Origin of the sequence: Aliivibrio sifiae, from assembly GCF_002954705.1 — a bacterium.
GTDB classification, from domain to species: Bacteria; Pseudomonadota; Gammaproteobacteria; order Enterobacterales; family Vibrionaceae; genus Aliivibrio; species Aliivibrio sifiae_A.
This window is the reverse complement of record NZ_MSCO01000001.1, coordinates 1,117,599-1,137,884: the sequence shown is the minus strand read 5'-3', so window position 1 is coordinate 1,137,884 and position 20,286 is coordinate 1,117,599. Positions and strand designations below refer to the sequence as shown.

14 protein-coding genes are annotated in these 20,286 nt (G+C 37.8%); 4 read left to right on the top strand and 10 right to left on the bottom strand.

What is annotated here, in order from left to right:
* The 5 genes from BTO22_RS19930 to BTO22_RS05070 all read right to left on the bottom strand — a co-directional run.
* A partial coding sequence (locus BTO22_RS19930; RefSeq protein WP_105054554.1) for an MBL fold metallo-hydrolase occupies positions 1-851 on the bottom strand: 851 nt, incomplete at its 3' end.
* Positions 852-1,301: 450 nt separating this feature from the next.
* Positions 1,302-1,430: a hypothetical protein gene (locus tag BTO22_RS20120; RefSeq protein ID WP_258132450.1), complete on the bottom strand. Its 129-nt coding sequence runs from the start codon at positions 1,428-1,430 to the stop codon at positions 1,302-1,304.
* On the bottom strand, positions 1,411-2,445 hold the full coding sequence (locus tag BTO22_RS19925) for an SIR2 family NAD-dependent protein deacylase (protein ID WP_181044567.1): 1,035 nt from the start codon (positions 2,443-2,445) through the stop codon (positions 1,411-1,413). The genes BTO22_RS20120 and BTO22_RS19925 overlap by 20 nt, the downstream gene beginning before the upstream one ends.
* A gap of 291 nt (positions 2,446-2,736) precedes the next feature.
* Positions 2,737-4,341 carry a BCCT family transporter gene (locus BTO22_RS05075; RefSeq protein ID WP_105054553.1) on the bottom strand — a complete coding sequence of 535 codons (1,605 nt, stop codon included), beginning with the start codon at positions 4,339-4,341 and terminating at the stop codon, positions 2,737-2,739.
* A 362-nt stretch (positions 4,342-4,703) separates the two neighbouring features.
* Complete coding sequence (locus tag BTO22_RS05070) at positions 4,704-5,588, bottom strand: LysR family transcriptional regulator (RefSeq protein WP_061002212.1); 885 nt, start codon at positions 5,586-5,588, stop codon at positions 4,704-4,706.
* 137 nt (positions 5,589-5,725) lie between these two features.
* Between BTO22_RS05070 and BTO22_RS05065 the strand changes: the two genes are divergently transcribed.
* Positions 5,726-6,610: an alpha/beta hydrolase gene (locus BTO22_RS05065; protein WP_105054552.1), complete on the top strand. Its 885-nt coding sequence runs from the start codon at positions 5,726-5,728 to the stop codon at positions 6,608-6,610.
* A gap of 438 nt (positions 6,611-7,048) precedes the next feature.
* Positions 7,049-8,536: an oligopeptide:H+ symporter gene (locus BTO22_RS05060; RefSeq protein ID WP_061002206.1), complete on the top strand. Its 1,488-nt coding sequence runs from the start codon at positions 7,049-7,051 to the stop codon at positions 8,534-8,536.
* 192 nt (positions 8,537-8,728) lie between these two features.
* On the opposite strand, the gene BTO22_RS05055 is transcribed toward BTO22_RS05060, so the two are convergent.
* From BTO22_RS05055 to BTO22_RS05040, 4 genes are all read right to left on the bottom strand, one after another.
* Positions 8,729-9,103 carry a hypothetical protein gene (locus BTO22_RS05055; protein ID WP_105054551.1) on the bottom strand — a complete coding sequence of 125 codons (375 nt, stop codon included), beginning with the start codon at positions 9,101-9,103 and terminating at the stop codon, positions 8,729-8,731.
* 233 nt (positions 9,104-9,336) lie between these two features.
* Positions 9,337-11,880 carry a hypothetical protein gene (locus BTO22_RS05050; RefSeq protein WP_105054550.1) on the bottom strand — a complete coding sequence of 848 codons (2,544 nt, stop codon included), beginning with the start codon at positions 11,878-11,880 and terminating at the stop codon, positions 9,337-9,339.
* Positions 11,881-12,184: 304 nt separating this feature from the next.
* Positions 12,185-14,221 carry a prolyl oligopeptidase family serine peptidase gene (locus BTO22_RS05045; RefSeq protein WP_105054549.1) on the bottom strand — a complete coding sequence of 679 codons (2,037 nt, stop codon included), beginning with the start codon at positions 14,219-14,221 and terminating at the stop codon, positions 12,185-12,187.
* A 135-nt stretch (positions 14,222-14,356) separates the two neighbouring features.
* Positions 14,357-15,241 (bottom strand): LysR family transcriptional regulator, encoded by an 885-nt coding sequence (locus tag BTO22_RS05040; protein ID WP_105054548.1) that lies wholly within the window; start codon positions 15,239-15,241, stop codon positions 14,357-14,359.
* A 197-nt stretch (positions 15,242-15,438) separates the two neighbouring features.
* Here BTO22_RS05040 and BTO22_RS05035 point away from each other — a divergent pair, with 197 nt between their 5' ends.
* Both BTO22_RS05035 and BTO22_RS05030 read left to right on the top strand, forming a co-directional pair.
* Complete coding sequence (locus BTO22_RS05035) at positions 15,439-16,851, top strand: DUF1254 domain-containing protein (RefSeq protein ID WP_181044566.1); 1,413 nt, start codon at positions 15,439-15,441, stop codon at positions 16,849-16,851.
* Positions 16,852-17,325: 474 nt separating this feature from the next.
* The gene (locus BTO22_RS05030; RefSeq protein WP_105054546.1) at positions 17,326-19,278 is read left to right on the top strand and encodes a BCCT family transporter; all 1,953 of its coding nucleotides are present in this window, start codon (positions 17,326-17,328) and stop codon (positions 19,276-19,278) included.
* Positions 19,279-19,482: 204 nt separating this feature from the next.
* Here BTO22_RS05030 and BTO22_RS05025 read toward each other — a convergent pair whose 3' ends face one another.
* The gene (locus BTO22_RS05025; RefSeq protein ID WP_105054545.1) at positions 19,483-20,274 is read right to left on the bottom strand and encodes an arylamine N-acetyltransferase family protein; all 792 of its coding nucleotides are present in this window, start codon (positions 20,272-20,274) and stop codon (positions 19,483-19,485) included.
* Positions 20,275-20,286: the final 12 nt, after the last annotated feature.

Sequence of the window (20,286 nt, the reverse complement as noted above, 5' to 3'; positions counted from 1 at the left end):
CTTCCATGATGAGACACTTTCACCAAATCAAAATCTAATGCTTCTTTATTCTCTGGGATAAAATCAGCAAGGCTATCGACTATAACACTTGGATGTGAGTCCGATAACAATAAATAGCGTCTGGAGCACCACTCTAACATAAGCGCAATACTTGCCCCATTTACTGGAGATACGTCCTCTTCAAAAGAGTCCAAACCTTTCATCAGTTGATTCAGACTTTGATTATGGTCTGATACGCATTTTGCTGATCTACTCACATTCTTGGCATTCAAAGGCATTTGAGGCCAGTGCTCATCTAGTTTTTGTAGTTTTTCAATTGTAGGAGAAAGAACGGTTAGCTTTAAGTTACCTATAACTTCTTCTTTAGGAAAAGAAATAACCTCATGATCCCATTTATTATTCTTATCGAGTTCATGATACAGGTCGTGGTCCTGATTTCTTGACGAGCGCTCAGCACCACTAGCTTGCTCATCAACAAGGTAAGGTTGCGTATGTTGAAAAGGAGAAAAGAGCAACTCGCTAATAGTCTTCTCTGAATTGAACCAGAACTTGTCCACATAACCCTCCAACTGTTTATCCATGACTAGTTTAAGGATACCTTTGATATGATCATCATCACTATGAGTGACGATTACAAGATCTAAACGACCTTTCCGCCCCTCATCGAGAATTTCTAAAATTTTCCTCTTCTGTTGCTGAAATTCAAGCTGGTTACGATTACCACCATCAATTAAAATATTACGGTATGCAGAATCATCATCTTGATACTGAATAAGGACACAATCACCATTACCAGCTGGTAGGAAGTAAAAACTACATTTAAGTTTTTTTGTGGAGTTTGACGTTTTCAATATTTAACTTGCCATAATCATTATTAGGCTTAATGTATCATACATATTGAATACAGCTCTAGTTAAGATCAATATAAGTCCAGTTTAAAATGGAAATAAACTATTGATAAATCGATAAATAATCATCAAAACTCAAGAATATAATCAACGACTACACAGAAAATTCACTTTCGTATGCTTCAGCTAAAGTGGTTAAAATTTATAATTCATCAAACTCAATATCTGGTTTAGTGCTTGTGAACTCTATATAGGAATAAGCATTGAATATACTTTATCGTAGGAAAAACACTTCAAGTACTTTTTTATCCATAATCCTTACTTTAATTCGATAAGGCTGAAGTTTAAATGGTTGCATGAGATACAGGGCAGCCATTTTGGACAATAGTTTCTAAAACCACACGCACAAAAAAGCCGCGATGAACGCGGCTATTTTTTAAATCAATTGTTTTATTATGGTTTTGCAACAGTCAAAACTTTTCTTACCGTACCAGCTTTAATTGCATCAGAATATGCTTGAGATAACTTACGTAAACCTTCTGTTTTACGTTGCGCTGTAGTCTTACTGTTTTTTGAACGCATAGTTGACTCCTTCTAACCCAAAACCACACCAATGGTCATATTGTAATCTACTTGCATAAACGTTGGCAAGTCGATTGTAGAATAGCACAAGATTATCTTCAGCTGCCGATGCAGTGTATAATGTGACTTGTCTTAAAGATGAATGAGCTTTGATAGTAGACGCTATGATCATGCCAAGTAAGTTAAGCTCTCTCAAAGTAAAATTATTGTCAGGCTGTTCGAAGGGTGACTCACTTTCTCTATTAGACTGTAGATCAAACTTAATCTCATAAGCAGTATGATCGAGTTTTTGTCCGACAAGTTCTTCTAATTCTTTCTGTTCTTCCTCAGAGGTTACTACAAACTGTGTAGGAGTAAAGTAAACCTCATATGTTCGCTCATTGATAGAAAATGTTTTAATATCAATTTCATAATCCCCTAAGTCAATTATGTTAAACTCACTATGTAAATTTTGACTCAGTTCAAGAACAGAAAATGTATCTGAAAGATCTCCAACAGTTGTCTGTGATAATAAGTCGTCGTTGTTTACAATATTAAAGTTTAGAAAGCTTCCACCACATGCAAGTACTTCACTCTCTAGATAAGAAAGCGGATAACCATTATTACTAACACCAAGTACAACCATTAAATCACCAGAAGCCCAAGTAATAGAATTTAGGTCCAAAGATGCCACATCTTTATGATCGAAAATACTCTTAGGATCCTTAATGTTGCCATGGAGGTGGTGAACTGTTCCTCCTACTTGTTCAATAAGATCGTCGACGTTCAAAGTATAGTGGGTCATCTCTACACCGTGTGCCTGACAATAATGGTGCAGTTTAACTAACTCGCGATGTACAGAATTGGGCTTTATATGCAAAAACCTAGATTTCAAAGAAGAGATAGCGCCTATCACAATATCTTCTGCTTGTGCTGAATGAAGAAGTAGATAATCACTGTCTAACTTGATTTCATCGTATATAGGCATACCCGATGGACTAGAAAGACCGGCTCCAGATAGTACAACTAGTTTCATTTTTACTCTTAAATATTTGAAGTTAGTATAACGATATAATGCTTATGGGTAACGTATATGATATTAAAAGTAATAACAAGAGGTTAATCCCCTCGCCAATCAAACTCAATTTCAAGTAACGCATCAGAATCACAGCTAGTAAGCTCACTGATACGAGCCATAGCTGCATTGTTATTGCATGTTTAGTGTTTGTGAATTCTATAAAAAAACTCCCCAACACAAAGTACCAGAGAGTTTTATTGTAGATCTAACTTTTACTTTGGCTCTTAATCTAGCTACAAGTTAACCTAACTAGTTAACTCGCTTAGTGGCTACCTTTGGCTTATCAACTTCCGTCAATAGTCCTTTAAGTAAACTCACACAACCTAGCAAGAGAATAATGGTGAACGGCATTGCAGCAATAATGGTGATGGATTGCAACGCTTGAATAGATTCAGTGCCACCAATCCACAACATAATCATGGCGATAGCACCAGAGATAACCGCCCAAACTACCTTCTGTTTAACTGGTACTTCTAATTTACCACCCGCAGTCATGCCATCAATAACGATAGAGCCTGAGTCCAACGTGGTCACAAAGAAAACGATGATCAGTGCTACGGCAATAAAGGATAGAATATCCCCAAACGGATAAGCATCTAGCATATGGAACAAGCTTAGAGATACATCACTAATACCTTGTTGAGCGCCTAATAGACCCACTTTATCGATAACTTGTTGAATAGCCACACCACCGAAGATTGACATCCAAGCTGTAGTTACCATTGTCGGTATAAGCATTACGCAAAGAAGAAATTCGCGAACAGTACGACCTTTAGATATACGAGCTACGAACATACCAAAGAAAGGTGCATACGCTACCCACCACGCCCAATAGAACACAGTCCAACCATGCAGCCAAGTCGTGTCCTCTCGGCCAGAGCTTTGGCTTAACGGAATAATGTTTTTCACATAACCAGTTAATGCCGTAACTAATGAATCCAATACTGTTGTGAAATTCAACACAGCAATCAAACCAAGGAAGACAAAGGCGATAACCATATTCAGGTTACTAAGAAATTTAACGCCCCCATCCATACCGCGTAGAACAGAAATAATCGCAAGACCCATGATCAATACGATAATAGCCTGTTGAAGATAGATGTTATTTTCCATTCCGAAAACATGGCTAATACCACTAGCCGCTTGCGAGCCGCCTAAACCAAGAGACGTTGCAAGACCAAACAAGGTAACTAACACGGTTAAGATATCAATCACATCACCCGTTTTACCCCAGACTCGATCACCTAACAATGGATAAAACACCGAGCGCATTGATAATGGCAGCCCTTTGTTATAAACAAAATAAGCAAGGCAAAGTGCTGTCATGCCATAGATAGCCCATGCGTGTAACCCCCAGTGGAAGACCGTTGCACCCAGTGCAAGTTCACGCCCTGCTTCTGTAAAAGGTTCTACATTAAGCGGAGTTCCAAACCAGTTGGTAAAGAACGCGGTTGGCTCTGCAACACCCCAGAAGATAAGCCCAATACCCATACCTGCGGCAAATAGCATCGAGATCCAAGAGGCTTTTGAATAATCTGGCTTCGCATCATCACCACCTAAGCGAATTTTACCTAACGGTGAAAAAGCAATAATAATGGCAACGATTAATAAGATGTTGGCTCCCCACATAAAGAGGAAGTCAAAATTTGCTAACACTGAACCTTTAAGGGAATCAATGGCGGCTTTTGCATCTGTAGGAGGTAGTGCGAGAAGTGTAATAATGAAGAGAAGAGACAAGCCGACTGAGGCTATAAAAACGGTATTATGGACATCCATGCCCCATTTACTAATGTTATCTTGACCGACTTGATAATCTGTCGATTCAATACTGTACTTTTCTGATTTAAAACCCATAAACGATAATGTTCACATATCCGGCTAAGCGAACAGCTAGACGAATATAAGGACAACTCCTTATCCAATTACTATTTGATTGAGTAGCGGTACCATATAAATAAACATGATAAGAATCACCACCATAGGTGATTAATTGCTCTTTTTCTCAATCCCAATTGACGTATTATAACACAAATGAGGTCGTTATTGGTGATTGGAGCATCTCGGAGGGTTTTGCTGAGGCTAAAGCACTAGTTATTAGATGACGTTATGCTGTCATAACGTGACACACAAAAAGCCGTTAATAACGACTTTTTTTAATGTGTTCATTATGAGTCGAATGATCTTTGAATAATTCTAAATTAGCAATTTATGAAAAACTAGTACCCTTTATCAAATCGTTCTATGATCCAATCGATTAGAGTTCGAACACGTTGTAAGTGATATTTTGTGGGTGGACACACCAATGACAGTGGTGTCTCTTCTGACCATTCAGGTAATACATCTACAAGCTTGTTATTTTGAATATCAGTATGGCAGTACACATCAGTAAGTCTTGTCACCCCCAAACCTGCAATTACCGCTTGTCGCATCGTCCTTCCTGTCGCAGCTTTCACACCCCTGTTAGTGTGAATGATTCTCTGTTCTGAGCCTTTTTTTAGTATCCAGTGCTCTACACTTCCATGAATCAAAGGAAGTCGTTCTAAATCTTCTGGATTAGTGATTGGACCATGCTGGTTTAGGAAGTCAGGACTAGCAACGTAATATGTTGTTAGATTACATAAGTGACGTGCAACTAAAGTAGAATCAGGTAACGCACCAACTCTTAACACTAAATCATATTGCTCTCCAAGCAGATCAACTTGAAGATTTGAAAAATCCAACTCGACCTCTATATCAGGGTATTGCTTTTGAAAACTCATCACTAGTGGAGCAATTAAGTCTTCACCAATAGGCCCACCAACAGAGTTCATTCGTATACGCCCTTTTAACTCACTTCTCGACTCAGTCGCCCACTCAGCCGCAGAGTCAAGTTGCAGCATCGCTACTTTACATCGTTGATAATAACCACTCCCAATATCCGTCAAACGTAACTGTCGAGTTGTACGAAAAAGTAATTGAACGCCTAAAGCCCCCTCTAACTCAGTAACTAATTGACTGACGTTGGCTTTGGAGCCACCTAATGCATTAGCTGCAGCTGTAAAACTGCCATGCTCAGCAACATAGATAAATGCTCGAATTCCTCTCCAAGATATATTGTTCATTTTTAGTTAACAGTGTTTTAAGAATGGCACTATATATTAAAACAATACGTCAACTTAACATAGTCAAATACTTAGGGCGTTAGCAAATAGCCTCTCTAAGTCGACCTCTATATCACGAACAAAAGAGATAATTTACTATGACGATTACGAAAAAAAGCGTTTATTTTATTAGCAACGGTAACCGTATTGCCGCTGAACTTCACCAACCAAAAGAAATTAAGCACAAGTGTCCTGCTGTTATAATTGCAGCACCACAAGCTGGGGTAAAAGAACAAACAGTTCAGATCTATGCAGAAAAACTTGCGAAGAAAGGCTTTATCGCCTTAACTTTTGATCACTCGAGTTTCGGTGCTAGTGAAGGAGAGCCTCGGTTCCACGAGAATCCATTTAATAAAGCCGAAGACTGCCGCAATGCAATCACATTTTTACAAACTCTTCACTATGTCGATGAGATTCATGGTCTAGGTATTTGCTCTGGTGGAGGCTATTTGGCTCATGCAGTTGCTTCAGATCGTCGAGTAAAGTCACTCGCAACAGTAAGCGCCTATTTTGATCATAGAGGCTTTTACCACAATATTATGGGCCGTGATGGTATCTTAGATCTTCTAACACAGACGAATAAGGCCAGAGAACACTACTTAACTACAGGCGAAATAAACTATCTGCCTCATGCTCCCGAATCTGATCATCTTGAGATGCCTCGCCTATTTCGCGAGTTCTACGAATACTATATGACCGACCGTGGAGCGAAAGGTCTATATGAAAGTAAGTTTTTACCGTGGTCATATGAGAGCCTTGTTAATTTTTCAGCTTTGGATATCGCAGATAGATTATCTCCAACACCACTACTAATGATTGTTGGAACTGAAGCTGATTCGGCCTATGAAAGCGAAAAAATGTTTGATGCTGCTAATGAACCCAAAAAATTAGCGCGTATTGAAGGCTCTAATCATATAGGTCTTTATGATGTGGATGAGTATGTTAACCAAGCGATTGATATAATTATTAAATTTTTCAAGTAATATTTGCATAAGCACAGAAAGCCTGTAAGCGGGTTTTCTGTGTCTTACCACAAAAATAGACAAGACAATCTATAAATTAACCAACATTTATTTCATTCTAAAGACCAAAACCCTTGTACGGTCAGAGCTCAATCTTTATACGCGTTAAAAAAATAACCGACATTAATTAGCAAATCTAATGCACTTTATGGCATCTAAACAGAATAAGATTACACAATTAACGTTAAACCCTAACCTTTCAGCAACTTACTTAACCTAATAGATACCTAATTATCCTGCTCAATTAAATTTATCTAATCGTTAATTATTAAAATATTTAATCTAATGCGATATGAATCACAGAGAGAAAATCACAAAGCAAACTAATATCACGTTCTAACCACCAAAATTAGTCTTTAATGCCTTCACAATAATAAACAGCCAGGTGAAATAACTAATATGGACAACAAAACAAGTATATTAAACCAACCAAAACCATTTAAGATGATATTTTTCATTGAATTATGGGAACGGTTTGGCTACTACGGACTTCAAGGCATACTCGCTGTCTACTTTGTCGATAAACTCGGCTTTAGTATGCAAGACTCTTTTGTTACTTTTGGTGCCTTTGCAGCTTTAGTATATGGACTTGTCTCTGTCGGTGGCTACGTCGGAGATTATGTTCTAGGAACTAAACGCACCATGGTCTTTGGTGCTGTCGTTCTTGCTCTCGGCTATTTTTTAATGGGATTTTCGATTTTAAATCCTAACTTTATCTATTTAGCCCTTGGTGCTATTGCTGTTGGTAATGGGTTATTCAAAGCAAACCCATCGAGCCTATTAGCTAAGTGTTATGAAAAAGGTGATTCCCGTTTAGATGGTGCATTTACTCTTTATTATATGTCTATCAACATTGGCTCCCTTGTTTCTCTTTCTTTAAGCCCTGTTATTGCGAATAATTACGGTTATGAATATGCCTTTCTTCTTTGTGGTTTAGGATTAATCGCTAGTCTATTTAGCTATTTTTCTCTTCGTAGTACTGTACAAGGGATAGGTTCAGAACCAGATTCTCAACCATTGAATAAAATCAAAGCGTTAATTGTTTTGATCGGCACTGTTGCCTCTACCCTAGTTTGTGCATGGTTGTTGCAAAATATTATGATGGCAAACTTAGCATTAGGTGTGATCGGTGTTGGTGTCGTTGGCTTCTTCTTAAAAGAAACATTCAAAGAAACAGGTGAACAACGTAACAAAATGATCGTCGCTTTCATTCTTATGCTACAAGCGATTATTTTCTATGTGTTATACGCACAAATGCCAACATCATTAAACTTCTTTGCAATTAATAACGTTCATACTGAACTGTTCGGTATAGATATTAACCCTGTTAGTTTACAAGCACTAAATCCATTTTGGGTTGTATTTTGTAGTCCTATTTTGGCTTACTTATATACATATTATGGAAATAAAAATAAAGACTTATCCATGCCAGGTAAATTTACGGTTGGTATGTTTATGAGCGCATTCGGTTTCTTATCTGTAGCAGCTGCGGGGAACTGGTTTGCAGACCAAGCAGGTATGGTCTCTGTTTGGTGGATGGTTCTAGTTTATTTATTCCAAAGTTTAGGTGAACTAATGATCAGTGGTCTTGGCCTTGCGATGGTTGCTAGCTTAGTACCACAACGCTTGATGGGCTTTACTATGGGAGCATGGTTCTTAACTCAAGCGGCCTCATTTATTATTGGTGGCTATGTTGCTACGTTTAGCGCGACACCAGAGCATCTTACTGATCCTCTAGATACATTGCCTGTTTACACTGAGTTATTCCAAAACATTGGCTTTATTACTCTAGCGGTTGCTATTGTAATGGCAATCACAGCACCAAAACTGAATCGCATGATGACAAGTTCACAATCTGAAGCTCCTGAATTGATTAAGCAACATTAAGTTCAATTAATAAGAATCATCTGACTTAAACCCAAAAGCAGAATGAAGCTTGATGCTCATTCTGCTTTTTATTATAGCTTTTATACCAATGTAATTAATTAGATGGTCTATTTATTACACAATCATTAAGTAATTTAACCAGTAATAATGAACAGATAATGACTCTAATTGGTATTAGACCTGATTTAACGCTTAATCAACGTCACAATCAGTACAGCTTTGTAGAACGATCTCGTGCTCAAACACTACACTATCGTTACCTTCTTCCAGTAACTCGGTGATTTCATTCGCTACTTCTTTCTCATCTTCCGCTTTAACTTGATCTGCTAGTTTTTCTTCTGAGTAACCATAGAAATTCAGTAGCAAGTAATCACGAGCTTCGTCTTTAGTACAAGTTACGTTGACTGAAAGCTCAGACTCAACGTTATCTTGAGCAATAATAGCTGTCATTTGTGCTACGACATCATCTTTCATCGCGGCAGTTAACCAACCAAGATCGGTGTTTACTTTAGCTTTTTTACACTTAAAACAAGGTAATTGATGAAAGTAATATTGAAAATCAGTCATGAGTAATTTCTCTTTAAGTGTTGTATAGCAAGATTATGCGCGTTTTTTAGCAAAATACTATCTCAAGTACAACTAGCAATAACGATTACGCCTAAATATGTAATTACTTGGTGTATTGATATTCCCCAATAGACTTTCAAGTGGGATGTTTAACTTATGCTTTAAGAAGCCCAATAAAAACGCTCCAAATAGGAGCGCTTGAAGTAAAGTTTAACTATTGCGATATGATGGTTCTAATCTAATAATGGAATATACAGAGCTTCGCGATTATAAATTGGTGCCCATGATGGAGCTGCCATTTCTTGCTTAATATAACCACGATTAATGTACCAACGAGTATTTACATCAACCAAATCACCAACAAATACCTTTTCTGTTACTCTACAAGCATCAAATGTACCCGCTTCAACCGTAATAGATTCTTTCCCTTCAAAGGTTTCAGAGTAACTAATTATATTGCGCTCAAGCTCATTAAAAGAGCCACCGTTAAGATTCAAGTTTTTAATTGAAGCTAGTGACACTTTCTCATACGAGTTAGCATAAACGTAATTAAGAAGCTTAGACGAGCTTGATTTTTTCACTGGTAAAGTAGCAGTTAGACTACCCCATCCACCAAAATATCCATCAGCATTTAACCCCTCTGCACCATAATAGTAATCTGCGTCGTAATAGAAATCTTCCATTGAAAGTAACGTAAAATCAGCATCATGAGATTTAAATCGGGTTTTCTCTAAACTTTCATTTGTAGCCGCAACCCAAGCAGGCATGTCATATACATTATTATACGCTGTCGCCCATGAGAAATCGTTCCCCATGTACTCCTTTGTTTCAATATACTCAGTTAACGCACCATCATTAACCCAAGCAACAGATTTTTGTGCACTATAAGTGATTGTATGGCCTGATTCTAATACATAACTTGCATCTTCTAAGCTTGCTAAACAGGCATTAAAAGTGAGTGCTTTTGGTAAATTGTCCTTCAAAAATTGAAGCGTATTAGCGCCAAAGACGTATTCTTCTTCAAGTTCAAGTGATACTTCCCCTGCAACACGTACAAATCCTTCAACTACCGTTAGATAAAGAGTTCCATCTTCTCGGTTAAAGTTGTTCCATGTAATATCATCTCGATTCATTAACGCTTCAGGAGCCGTAACCTTTCTGATTACTTTTCCGTAAGAATTCATATCTTCCCAATGTCCAATGGCCACAACATCTGAAACTGGATTCATGTAGTCCCATGTATAAAAATTAACGACACCACCGGCAACGATTTCAGCAAGGATACCTCCGTTTGAAATACCAGCCATGATTGCCGTCGCATTTACGTCACCATCAGCCACGTCTTTGAAAATTTGCTCAAGCGCAGTAGCTGGCGCTCCCGGGCCAACCCCAGTCTCCACGGCAACCGAGTTACACATTCCACCACGCTCTTCTTTTTGCTCTTCAGTACACCAATTGCCTTCATTAAATGTGAAATAAGACTCAATCTCGGGCTGAATTTTTAAGTTATACGCGTAAGTACTTTGAGGGAAATCGAGAGTATCTGCGTAGAGACTTGTCCAAACAGCATCATCGGCAGTTTTCGCTAAGATTTTTTTAACATTAAGACCTGATACATCCACCTTCTTCATGCTGGCTTTAAGGGATAAATCTCGTGTTGCCGTAACTAATGTCTCTGTTCCATCTGGTCTTGATTCAATAGTAACGATAGTATCATCAGCTGTAACCCAACCATCCGCAACTAGTGCACGTTGAAGGTTCACTGACGAATCTGAAACTTGTAAATCAAAGCCATCAAAATCGGCGTTAGAGAAATATATTTCTTCGCTAACATCATTATCGCGATCCATCGTAATAACACCGTACTCTAATCGTGGCGAATTTCCTGTTTCACTTCCTAGCCAGAGTAAGCCTCCGTTCTCAGCAAGAGCAGCTACACTTGCGTCCTTCGAATCTCTATCTGCATTATTCACATCGATTTTATCTTGAAGATTATCGCTAGTGATCTCTATATGATCATTTTTCACATTACTAGCCACATTATTTACATCAAAAGCATCACCCGAAGATTGAATACTTGAAGCAATATTCGAGGCAGCGTTGCTCACTTCTTCAGTAATAACATTTATTAGATCTTTGTCTGAAATACCATTTTGTGCGGCTGAATCTTTTAATTCATCCAATTTATCCGCCAAAATTGTCGCAGTAACTTGAGCAACTCTATGTAGTTTTTCAAACTCTGCTTTTTCTGCATCACTTAATGAAGTGTTTTGCTTTTCTGCAATGTAGTCTTTTGTAATATCGAGATCTGTACCTAGTTGAGCTTGAACAAATTGAATAGCCTCTTCAACAGAATTTCCCTTTTCAATTTGATTTTGAATAAAAGTACTTATTGGACTGACAAAATCAGAACCACCTGGAGCAGTCAATGAATAGCCTTTGGTTAATAAAACACCAGGAGCATCGCTATCAATGGTCTGATTAGCAATGACTTCGACAAGTAAATGATGAAGATCTAATTGTTCTTGAGTGACATCAAGACTAAATGAACCATTTTCATCAGTGGCTGCAGAGGGTTCCTCATTATCACAAGATTTATTGTTATTTAAGTCTAAGCAGACATTTGCATATTGTAAGTAACCATCTGCTGCTTTACCTACATGAGTAATATTAGTTTCATTTGGCGTGGTTGCGTCATTATCCGATGAAGAATCACCACCACATGCCGATAATGACAAGGCGATAACACTAGCCAGCAACGTTTTTGGAAAGTTCATAATATCTCCGTATATATTTAATTGGTTATATTTATCGGAGTTATTCTTTATCAATTGGATAACATTACCAACATAAAACAAACATTCATGCGATCGACAACACATCATAATGTTAATTACTGTTATGTCACTCGAACTTTATTTTTCTGTAATAAAAACCTGCTCACAGACAAATCCTAACAATTTGAATAATAAAGATAAATTCAAAAAACCGCACACAAATCTGCATACGGTTTTAATATTAATGACTAAAGATATATATCGTTAATTCATAGAGGGATAATTAAAACGATAAACTAACCAGTTACTCAAACGGATTCACCTTCATATTACTCAAGGTAAATGCGTAAACATCCGCCATTAAGTCGATCGATTTTGAAATTGGCATTCCTGCTCCATGACCAGCATTAACATCAATGCGGATCAATACAGGGTTCTCACCCAATTGCTTGGCTTGCAACTCTGAAATGAACTTATAAGAGTGCGCAGGAACAACGCGATCATCATGATCCGCTGTCGTCACCAAGGTCGCTGGATATTCAACGCCCTCTTTCACGTTATGAACGGGTGAATAGTCTAGTAGATAATTAAACATTTCTTCACTTTGGGCTGAGGTGCCAAAATCATACGCCCACCCCTCTCCAGATGTGAAGGTATGGTAACGAAGCATATCCAACACACCTACCGCAGGCAAGGCGACTTTAAATAACTCAGGTCGCTGAATCATACAGGCACCGACTAATAGCCCACCATTTGATCCACCACGAATAGCTAAATGCTCTGAATCGGTGTAACCAGATTCAATCAAATATTCTGCCGCTGCAATAAAGTCATCAAATACATTCTGTTTTTTCTGTTGTGTTCCGGCATTGTGCCATTCTTTTCCGTATTCACCGCCACCGCGAATATTTGGGATTGCATAAACACCGCCAAGCTCTAACCAACTGGCCATTACCCCACTAAAGCTCGGCGTTAGACTGACATTAAAGCCACCGTAACCATAAAGAATAGTTGGATTTTTACCATTTAAAACTATCCCTTTTTTATGCGAGATAATCATAGGAATTCGAGTGCCATCTTTTGATGTGTAGAACACTTGAGTTGACTCAAACTTCTCATTATCAAACGGTGATGCCGAAGCCAAATACAATTCAGTACAGCCTGTCTTTGCATCAAATTGATAAATCGTAGGTGGGGTTACATAGTTAGTGAAAGTAAAAAACAGATCAGTTTGCTCTCTTTTACCTGAGAATCCCGTTACTTGTCCCTTACCAGGTAATTCAATCTCTCTTAATAAATTACCTGAGAAGTCATATTGTTTCACTTGGCTTAACACATCGACCATATAACTTGCGAACAGCGTTCCACCACCAGCGCTTACCTCAAGAGGCTGTGATTGTTCTGGGATAATATCCTTCCAATCACAGGTTATTGCATTATAAGAAACCACCTTGCCATTTGGTGCATCTAAATTAGTAAACATTAATAACTGAGAATCTTCATTTTCTATCACATACGTATCTGAATTAGTATGAGCTAAAACGGTAATTCGTGTTGGATTATTAACGCCTAATCGCTCAATAAACAGCTTGTTACCTGATGTCGATGTTGCAGCCGTAATGATCAAATACGCATCGTCTTCTGTTGTATACCCACTGACGTAACGGTGCTTCTCTTCTTCTTTAGATCCAAAAATGATTTCATCTTGAGATTGAGGTTTACCGATTTCATGAAAATAGAGTTTATGTTGATCAGTCCGTGCTGATAACTCACTGCCGGTCGGTTTATCATAGCTAGAGTAATAAAAACCTTTAGATCCTAACCATGAGATATCAGTAAATTTCGTATCTATAATCGGTGCTTCAATTTGTTCTTTGGTTTCGGTATTTAATACGAAAATTTTACGCCAATCACTCCCTGCTTCTGATATCGAATACGCCACAAGTGATGCGTCTTTAGAGAAACTTACCGAGCCTAATGACGTTGTCCCCTCTTCTGAGAAGGTATTTGGATTAAGAAAGACTTCTATCTCTCCGCCTTCTTTAGAGCGATACAAAACACTCTGATTTTGTAAACCGTCATTTTGATAGAAGTAAGTATCATCACCACGCTTGAATGGCTGTGAGGTTTTTTGGTAATCCTGACCTTTTGCGATTAAAGCGCGAATATCATCACGAAAACCGACATGAGAAAGATAATCAAAGGTGACGTCATTTTGCTTATTTACCCACGCTTCTGTTTCTTCGCTTCTGTCGTCTTCTAACCAACGATACGGGTCAGCAATAACATCAGAGAAATAGTTATAAACCGTTGAGTCTTTTTTTGTGAAAGGATAAATCATGATACATCCCTATTTATAATTAGTTATCTATTCGTAGAATACGCTCATTAAAAACAAAAATGCAACTGTTTGATAAATCACAGTAGATTCTAACCAAGAATACGGTTAATGCATCTAAATATACAGCGTCATCTTTTAATGTAGCTCGTTAATAAAAATAGATCTAATAATGCTTAAGAGCTCGCGGTGTAAAGGGTTTGAACGATCACTTAACCTTACACTCGTTGCTAAATGTAAATCTAATTTCATCTGCTCAGGCATATCAACAATCTCTAAATCATCAGATAAAAGCCTACTTGGTAAAATCCAAGCAATATCATTATTCAATAATAGTTCTTTAGCTAAATTAATATTATCAACCTCATAATCAAAATTAAGCTTTATTCCTTGTTTTCTTATATGCTCGATATAGCGAAAGCGTTGATCATTCCAACCATGACTAATTAACTTAATAAACGGTTTGTTTTTTACGCTTTCCCAATGATTCGAGTAACCTTTTGCGATCGCAATAACCATCGTATCTGTCATTATGTGTTGTTGGTAAACATCAGACGCTCTATCGTCATTCCAATAGTGCATCCCAAGGGTTACTTCTCCTAATGCTAGTTTTTCTATTGTTGAAGAATCCCAATTAATGACTCTTAAATAAGCATTCGGAAAGCTTGCTTTAATTTTTTGATAAATTTCAGCTCCGTCTTTTCCATTCAAAACAGATGGGATGGCTATATTAATTTCAGCCGTATAATTTAAAGGGTCAAAAGATTTTATTTCAAGTACATTATCAATCGATTCTAATAATACTTTGATCTGAGGAATAACCGTTAACGTATAATGAGTAGGCTCTAAACTCGCATGAGAACGTTCAAATAAAATGTCTCCTAACTGCTCTCTTAATTTAGTTAATTGTTTACTTACTGCACTTTCTGACTTACCTAATTTTCTACTCACTAGCTTTAAACTTTTGTGCTCATGAATAAGTATTAACGTCCGTAATAAATTTAAATCCACATTCTTATACATACCTAATTCCCTGAAATAAAGACCACACGAGCAAAATGAATTATTTTCATTCAACAGTCAACTTTCTTTCCGAAAAAATCCTGTAACCTGTCTTTATATTCTACTTCATCTTATTGAAACTAGTCTGAATCGCGACTATAAATTAATGGTGCCTCTTCGCCCCCTTAACTCAAACAATGTTATTTTGGAGATACATAATGAAAATTAAATGGTTAACTGCCTCCATACTGTTAGGTATGATTAGTTTTTCCCCTTCCAGCTTTGCTACTACTACCTCACAAGGAGTTTCTTCATCGGCTCAAAGCATCGAACAATTAAGCAACCAATTGCAAAATCAATTAACAGCTCAGTTTGCTAAAGAAGCTTATACATTCACTTTTCCTTTAGTCATGAATTATCGCACCATGTATATGCAAGCAATAAAGACGGGAGGCATGGGGCAATGGTTACATCTTGGTTTAGCGACCCCTGAAGATAAAGATATCGTAACCCCAAATTTAGATACTCCATATTCCTATGCTTGGGTTGATTTACGAACTGAACCTTGGGTATTAACGATCCCTAAAATAGAAAAAGACCGATTTTTCACTAGTCAATGGGACGATATGTGGGGTTTTGTATTAGATAATGTTGGCTCTGTAAATGATGGAAACGACGGTGAAGTCGTGATGCTCGCAGGGCCAAACTGGCAAGGTGACACTCCACCAAATATCGACCGTGTGATCCAAGGTGAATCAGAGTTTCTAGGTACATTAACTCGCGTTCAGTTAATGGGCGAAGATAATGATATAGATCGAGTAAAAGAAATTAAAGATAAGCTAAAACTTCAACCACTTAGCCAATACCTAAATAAAGAAGCGCCACAAGATGCTCCTAAAATTGAATATCCTGAATGGAAAGAAGGAATAGAAAACACTGAACAATATTGGAATTATGTTGCATTCATCCTTCAGTATGTAAAACCTAACTCGTTAGATAAAGATATTTATGCAAAGTTAGAATTACTCGGTATTGAACCAGGTAAACCTTGGCAGAAAGAATCTTTATCAAATGAACAACTAAACGCAATGCAAAAAGGATTGCTTTTAGCTAGATTGCAAATGAAAGAAATAAGTAATGAGCCTATTGAACCATCCAAATTATTCCAAACTCGTGAAAATTTAAAAGATGATTATATCAGTCGAGCAATGGGCGTTTACGTCGGTATATTTGGTAATACTAAAGACCAAGCCGTTTATTTCACGATAGCAGAAGACAATAAAGGAAATTTATTAGATGCCACTAAGAATGAATATGAATTGACCTTACCCGCGAATAATATGCCTCCAGTCAAATATTTCTGGTCATTTACTATGTATAAATTACCGGAACGTTTATTGGTTGAAAATCCAGATAACCGGTACTCATTCAACAATGATACTCCTGATTTAATAGAAAATGACGACGGGTCGATCACATTCCATATATCAAGTAAAAAACCTGAGAATAAAAAAACAAATTGGTTACCTGCACCAGAAGGACCATTTTGGACAGTAATTAGAACTTACGGCCCAGATGAAGATATTTTAAATGGTTTTTGGAAAGCTCCAAGTGTCAATTCATTACAATAACTGAAATAATAAATTTGGCTTTACTCGGTAGTAAAGCCAATTTTTCTTTAGATCACTATTAAGTTTACGCAAAAAATAACACTCTTCACCAACCAATAAAAACGCTTACATTCCTGAAATTAATACCTAAAATATTAAGTCATATCTAAATAAATGCATTACGATTTTTAGTCCGTTTAGAATGCTTACTAAACTGCTGATTTTTAGCTGAAATATTTATGGTACCTTTATCACATTTCTGACACATTAAAGAAATAAGTTTGTCGACAGATGAACCAATTAGCACTATTTTATCTTCAATCCACATTAATGGTGATCTGGATAACTTTCGAGCATTACATTACTCACAAAAAAACCGTCCGCATACAATATTTATACTCTATTAATTTAAGTTGAACCCGTCTGATCCCCTCAGCACGGGGAATTATTGGTGCGCGCACTTAATTAAATCTGTTTTTATTACGGACAATAAAAATGAAAAAACACTTCGAGCTTATCGATAAACCCACTTTTTTCGGCGCAATATTACTGCTTTGTGCGGTTGTTATTCCTTTACTGGTATTTCCAGCGGAAGGCGCTGAGTGGATTGCCGTAGCTAAAACATTTATGACCGACAAACTAGGCTTTGCTTATTTAGCTCTAGGTTTAGCGGCATTTTTCTTCATGATTTACATCGTGTTCTCTGATATCGGTCAAATCAAGCTGGGTGATCCAGATGAAAAACCTGAATTTGCATTAGCGTCTTGGGCTGCAATGCTATTTTGTGGCGGTATCGGTGCCAGTATTTTATACTGGGGTACGATTGAATGGGCATACTACTATCAAAATCCCCCGTTTCAACTAGAAGCAGGCAGTGAAGAAGCGGTACGCTGGGCGGCAACTTATGGCTTGTTCCACTGGGGTCCAATTGCGTGGTGTATCTATATGATCCCTGCAATTCCAATTGCTTACTTCTTCTATGTACGTAAACAACCTGTACTCAAAGTATCTGCTGCTTTAATGCCTGTTATTGGCGAAGCAAACAGCTTTGGTAAACTAGGTAAAGTCATTGATGTACTATTTATCTTTGGTTTATTAGGCGGCGCGGCTACAACCTTAGGTTTAGCAGCACCACTGATTAACGAAGGTATTAGCTACTTATTTGGTATTCCGGCAACAACTGGCAGCCAGATTTTAGTATTGATGGTATGTACCGCTATCTTTGCTTACTCATCTTACATGGGTATGGACAAAGGCATTAAGATTTTAAGTAACATTAATTTCTGGGGTGCGCTAGGTTTACTGCTGTTTGTATTAGTTTGTGGCCCTACCATCTTTATGCTGGAAACAGGCTTAGATTCAATCGGTCGTATGTTGTCTAATTTCTTTGTGATGGCAACTTGGGCTGAACCTTTTGGTGGTATGGGCACATTTGAGGATACTCATTTCCCACAAGATTGGACGATCTTCTACTGGGCATGGTGGTTAGTATTTGCACCAAGCATGGGTCTATTCGTTGCACGTATTTCACGCGGTAGAACAATTAAGCAAATGGTTTCTGGTGCGGTATTCTTCGGCTCTTTAGGCTGTTCAATGTACTTCATCATTCTAGGTAACTACGGTTTATCTCTGCAGTTATCAGGTGAGCTAGATGTAGTGGGAATTCTGAATTCTGAGGGCGCAACTCGTGCTATCTTCGCAACTTTAGAAACACTGCCGTTTAGTACTTTCGTCATTGCTTTGTTTACCTTGTTATGTGTGATTTTCACCGCGACCACGTTTGACTCTATCTCTTATATTTTAGCCTCAGTAGTACAAACGAACGTGACTGAAGACCCAATGCGTTGGAACCGTCTGTTCTGGGCTTTCACTCTATCATTTATGCCATCAGCATTAATGTTTATGGGTGGTTTGGCTACATTACAAACAGCAGCAATTGTTGGTGGTTTACCGCTATTGGTTATCGCTGTAATGCTAATGATCTCTGGTGTTAAAGCGGCAATGCTAGACTTATCTCACCAAGATAATTATGTGGATCCAGTAATCAATATCTCTGATTTACCAGATGTTGACCCTTGGAGCAAAGAAGGCCAAGCATTGGCTCGCTTTGAACAACTACGTGATAACGCAATTGAAGCGGCAGATCTAGAACGTGAAGCAAACGACGCAATTTGGATGCTGAAAAAACAATTACGTAAAGAGGCATTAGCACGTGGAGAATCAAGCGTTGATTTAGGCGATGCGCCTGATGAGATCATTGAGAAGTTACGTCAATTAACGGATGACTCAATGACAGCTAAAGAAGCAAAACTAGCCGCGTCTGAGCTTGCTCAAGAAGCCCGTGTTTCTTTTGATGCATTGATGCGCCAAAAGATCGAAGAAGAAACTTTACAAGCAAATGAAGATGTTAAATCGGCGATTAAAACAAGGCTGAACTCGCCAAATTAACCTAGTTTTGTAGTTAATATTTCCTGTAAATACGCAGATATTAACTCGAACACTAAATACAAAAAACCGCTCAATCTAAGAGCGGTTTTTTGCTTATTCATCCACATATTATCAATCTTTTGATCAGAATATGGTTCAAGGTGCTATAAAAAACATAACAGAATAAACATAGCTACCTCCAACTCAAATATGATTAGAGTTAGCCTAAAAATACTGCTCAACTTTTTGATAAGATATATTAGGCTTTAAACCAAAGTATTCTTTCAATGCTGAAAAATACGCCTGCTCATCGTCAAGAATCGTTTCTTTAATCGTATCGCCTACTCTGATTTTCAACTGTTGATTTACCATTACATTACTGCCGACTTCAGTCGCTAAAACAATAACTAATTTTGACGTAAAAACAGAGTTCGGATGAGTTGAAGAATAGTGATTTGCATACTCTAAATCCCCCATGCACACATGCTCTATATCAAAACTGTAGGTATTTTTCCACTCACCTTCATCTTTAATTTGCAGCATCACACCATAACGTTCATCACGAACAAAACGGAAACACTGAAGGTCCGTCGTCAGTTCTTTATAAAAAACAATAGGTAATGGCGACCTTGGTGTAAAAAGACCAAAACCCGCGTCTACCAACCAGTGTTGATTATTAATAACGGCTAATGTAACGCGATGTCCACGCCCTGTCGGTGTTTCTGATAAATGAACTCGGCCCAGCAACGCTCTTACTTCAAAGCCTAATATATTCAACACTGTGTGAAGTAAACCGTTCACCTCATGACAATAGCCTCCTCGTTTGTTTACAACAAGTTTGTCGTATATCGCGTCGTCCGATAAAAGAATGGTTTTACCGTCGATTACATCAATATTTTCAAACGGAATATGTCGATGCTGGGCACGATGAATCTTTTTCAGGATCTCTTCAGTTATTGCCGTCTCACCGACAAAGCCTATTCGATTGAAGTATGCCGTTAGTTTTTCTGGGTTCATACAATGACCTTA

What these genes read in the sequence shown, in the direction of transcription:
- BTO22_RS20120 (WP_258132450.1), bottom strand. Translation starts at nt 1,430, where the DNA reads ATGCGTTCAAAAAACAGTAAGACTACAGCGCAACGTAAAACAGAAGGT.
- BTO22_RS19925 (WP_181044567.1), bottom strand. Translation starts at nt 2,445, where the DNA reads ATGAAACTAGTTGTACTATCTGGAGCCGGTCTTTCTAGTCCATCGGGT.
- BTO22_RS05075 (WP_105054553.1), bottom strand. Translation starts at nt 4,341, where the DNA reads ATGGGTTTTAAATCAGAAAAGTACAGTATTGAATCGACAGATTATCAA.
- BTO22_RS05070 (WP_061002212.1), bottom strand. Translation starts at nt 5,588, where the DNA reads ATGAACAATATATCTTGGAGAGGAATTCGAGCATTTATCTATGTTGCT.
- BTO22_RS05065 (WP_105054552.1), top strand. Translation starts at nt 5,726, where the DNA reads ATGACGATTACGAAAAAAAGCGTTTATTTTATTAGCAACGGTAACCGT.
- BTO22_RS05060 (WP_061002206.1), top strand. Translation starts at nt 7,049, where the DNA reads ATGGACAACAAAACAAGTATATTAAACCAACCAAAACCATTTAAGATG.
- BTO22_RS05055 (WP_105054551.1), bottom strand. Translation starts at nt 9,103, where the DNA reads ATGACTGATTTTCAATATTACTTTCATCAATTACCTTGTTTTAAGTGT.
- BTO22_RS05050 (WP_105054550.1), bottom strand. Translation starts at nt 11,880, where the DNA reads ATGAACTTTCCAAAAACGTTGCTGGCTAGTGTTATCGCCTTGTCATTA.
- BTO22_RS05045 (WP_105054549.1), bottom strand. Translation starts at nt 14,221, where the DNA reads ATGATTTATCCTTTCACAAAAAAAGACTCAACGGTTTATAACTATTTC.
- BTO22_RS05040 (WP_105054548.1), bottom strand. Translation starts at nt 15,241, where the DNA reads ATGTATAAGAATGTGGATTTAAATTTATTACGGACGTTAATACTTATT.
- BTO22_RS05035 (WP_181044566.1), top strand. Translation starts at nt 15,439, where the DNA reads ATGAAAATTAAATGGTTAACTGCCTCCATACTGTTAGGTATGATTAGT.
- BTO22_RS05030 (WP_105054546.1), top strand. Translation starts at nt 17,326, where the DNA reads ATGAAAAAACACTTCGAGCTTATCGATAAACCCACTTTTTTCGGCGCA.
- BTO22_RS05025 (WP_105054545.1), bottom strand. Translation starts at nt 20,274, where the DNA reads ATGAACCCAGAAAAACTAACGGCATACTTCAATCGAATAGGCTTTGTC.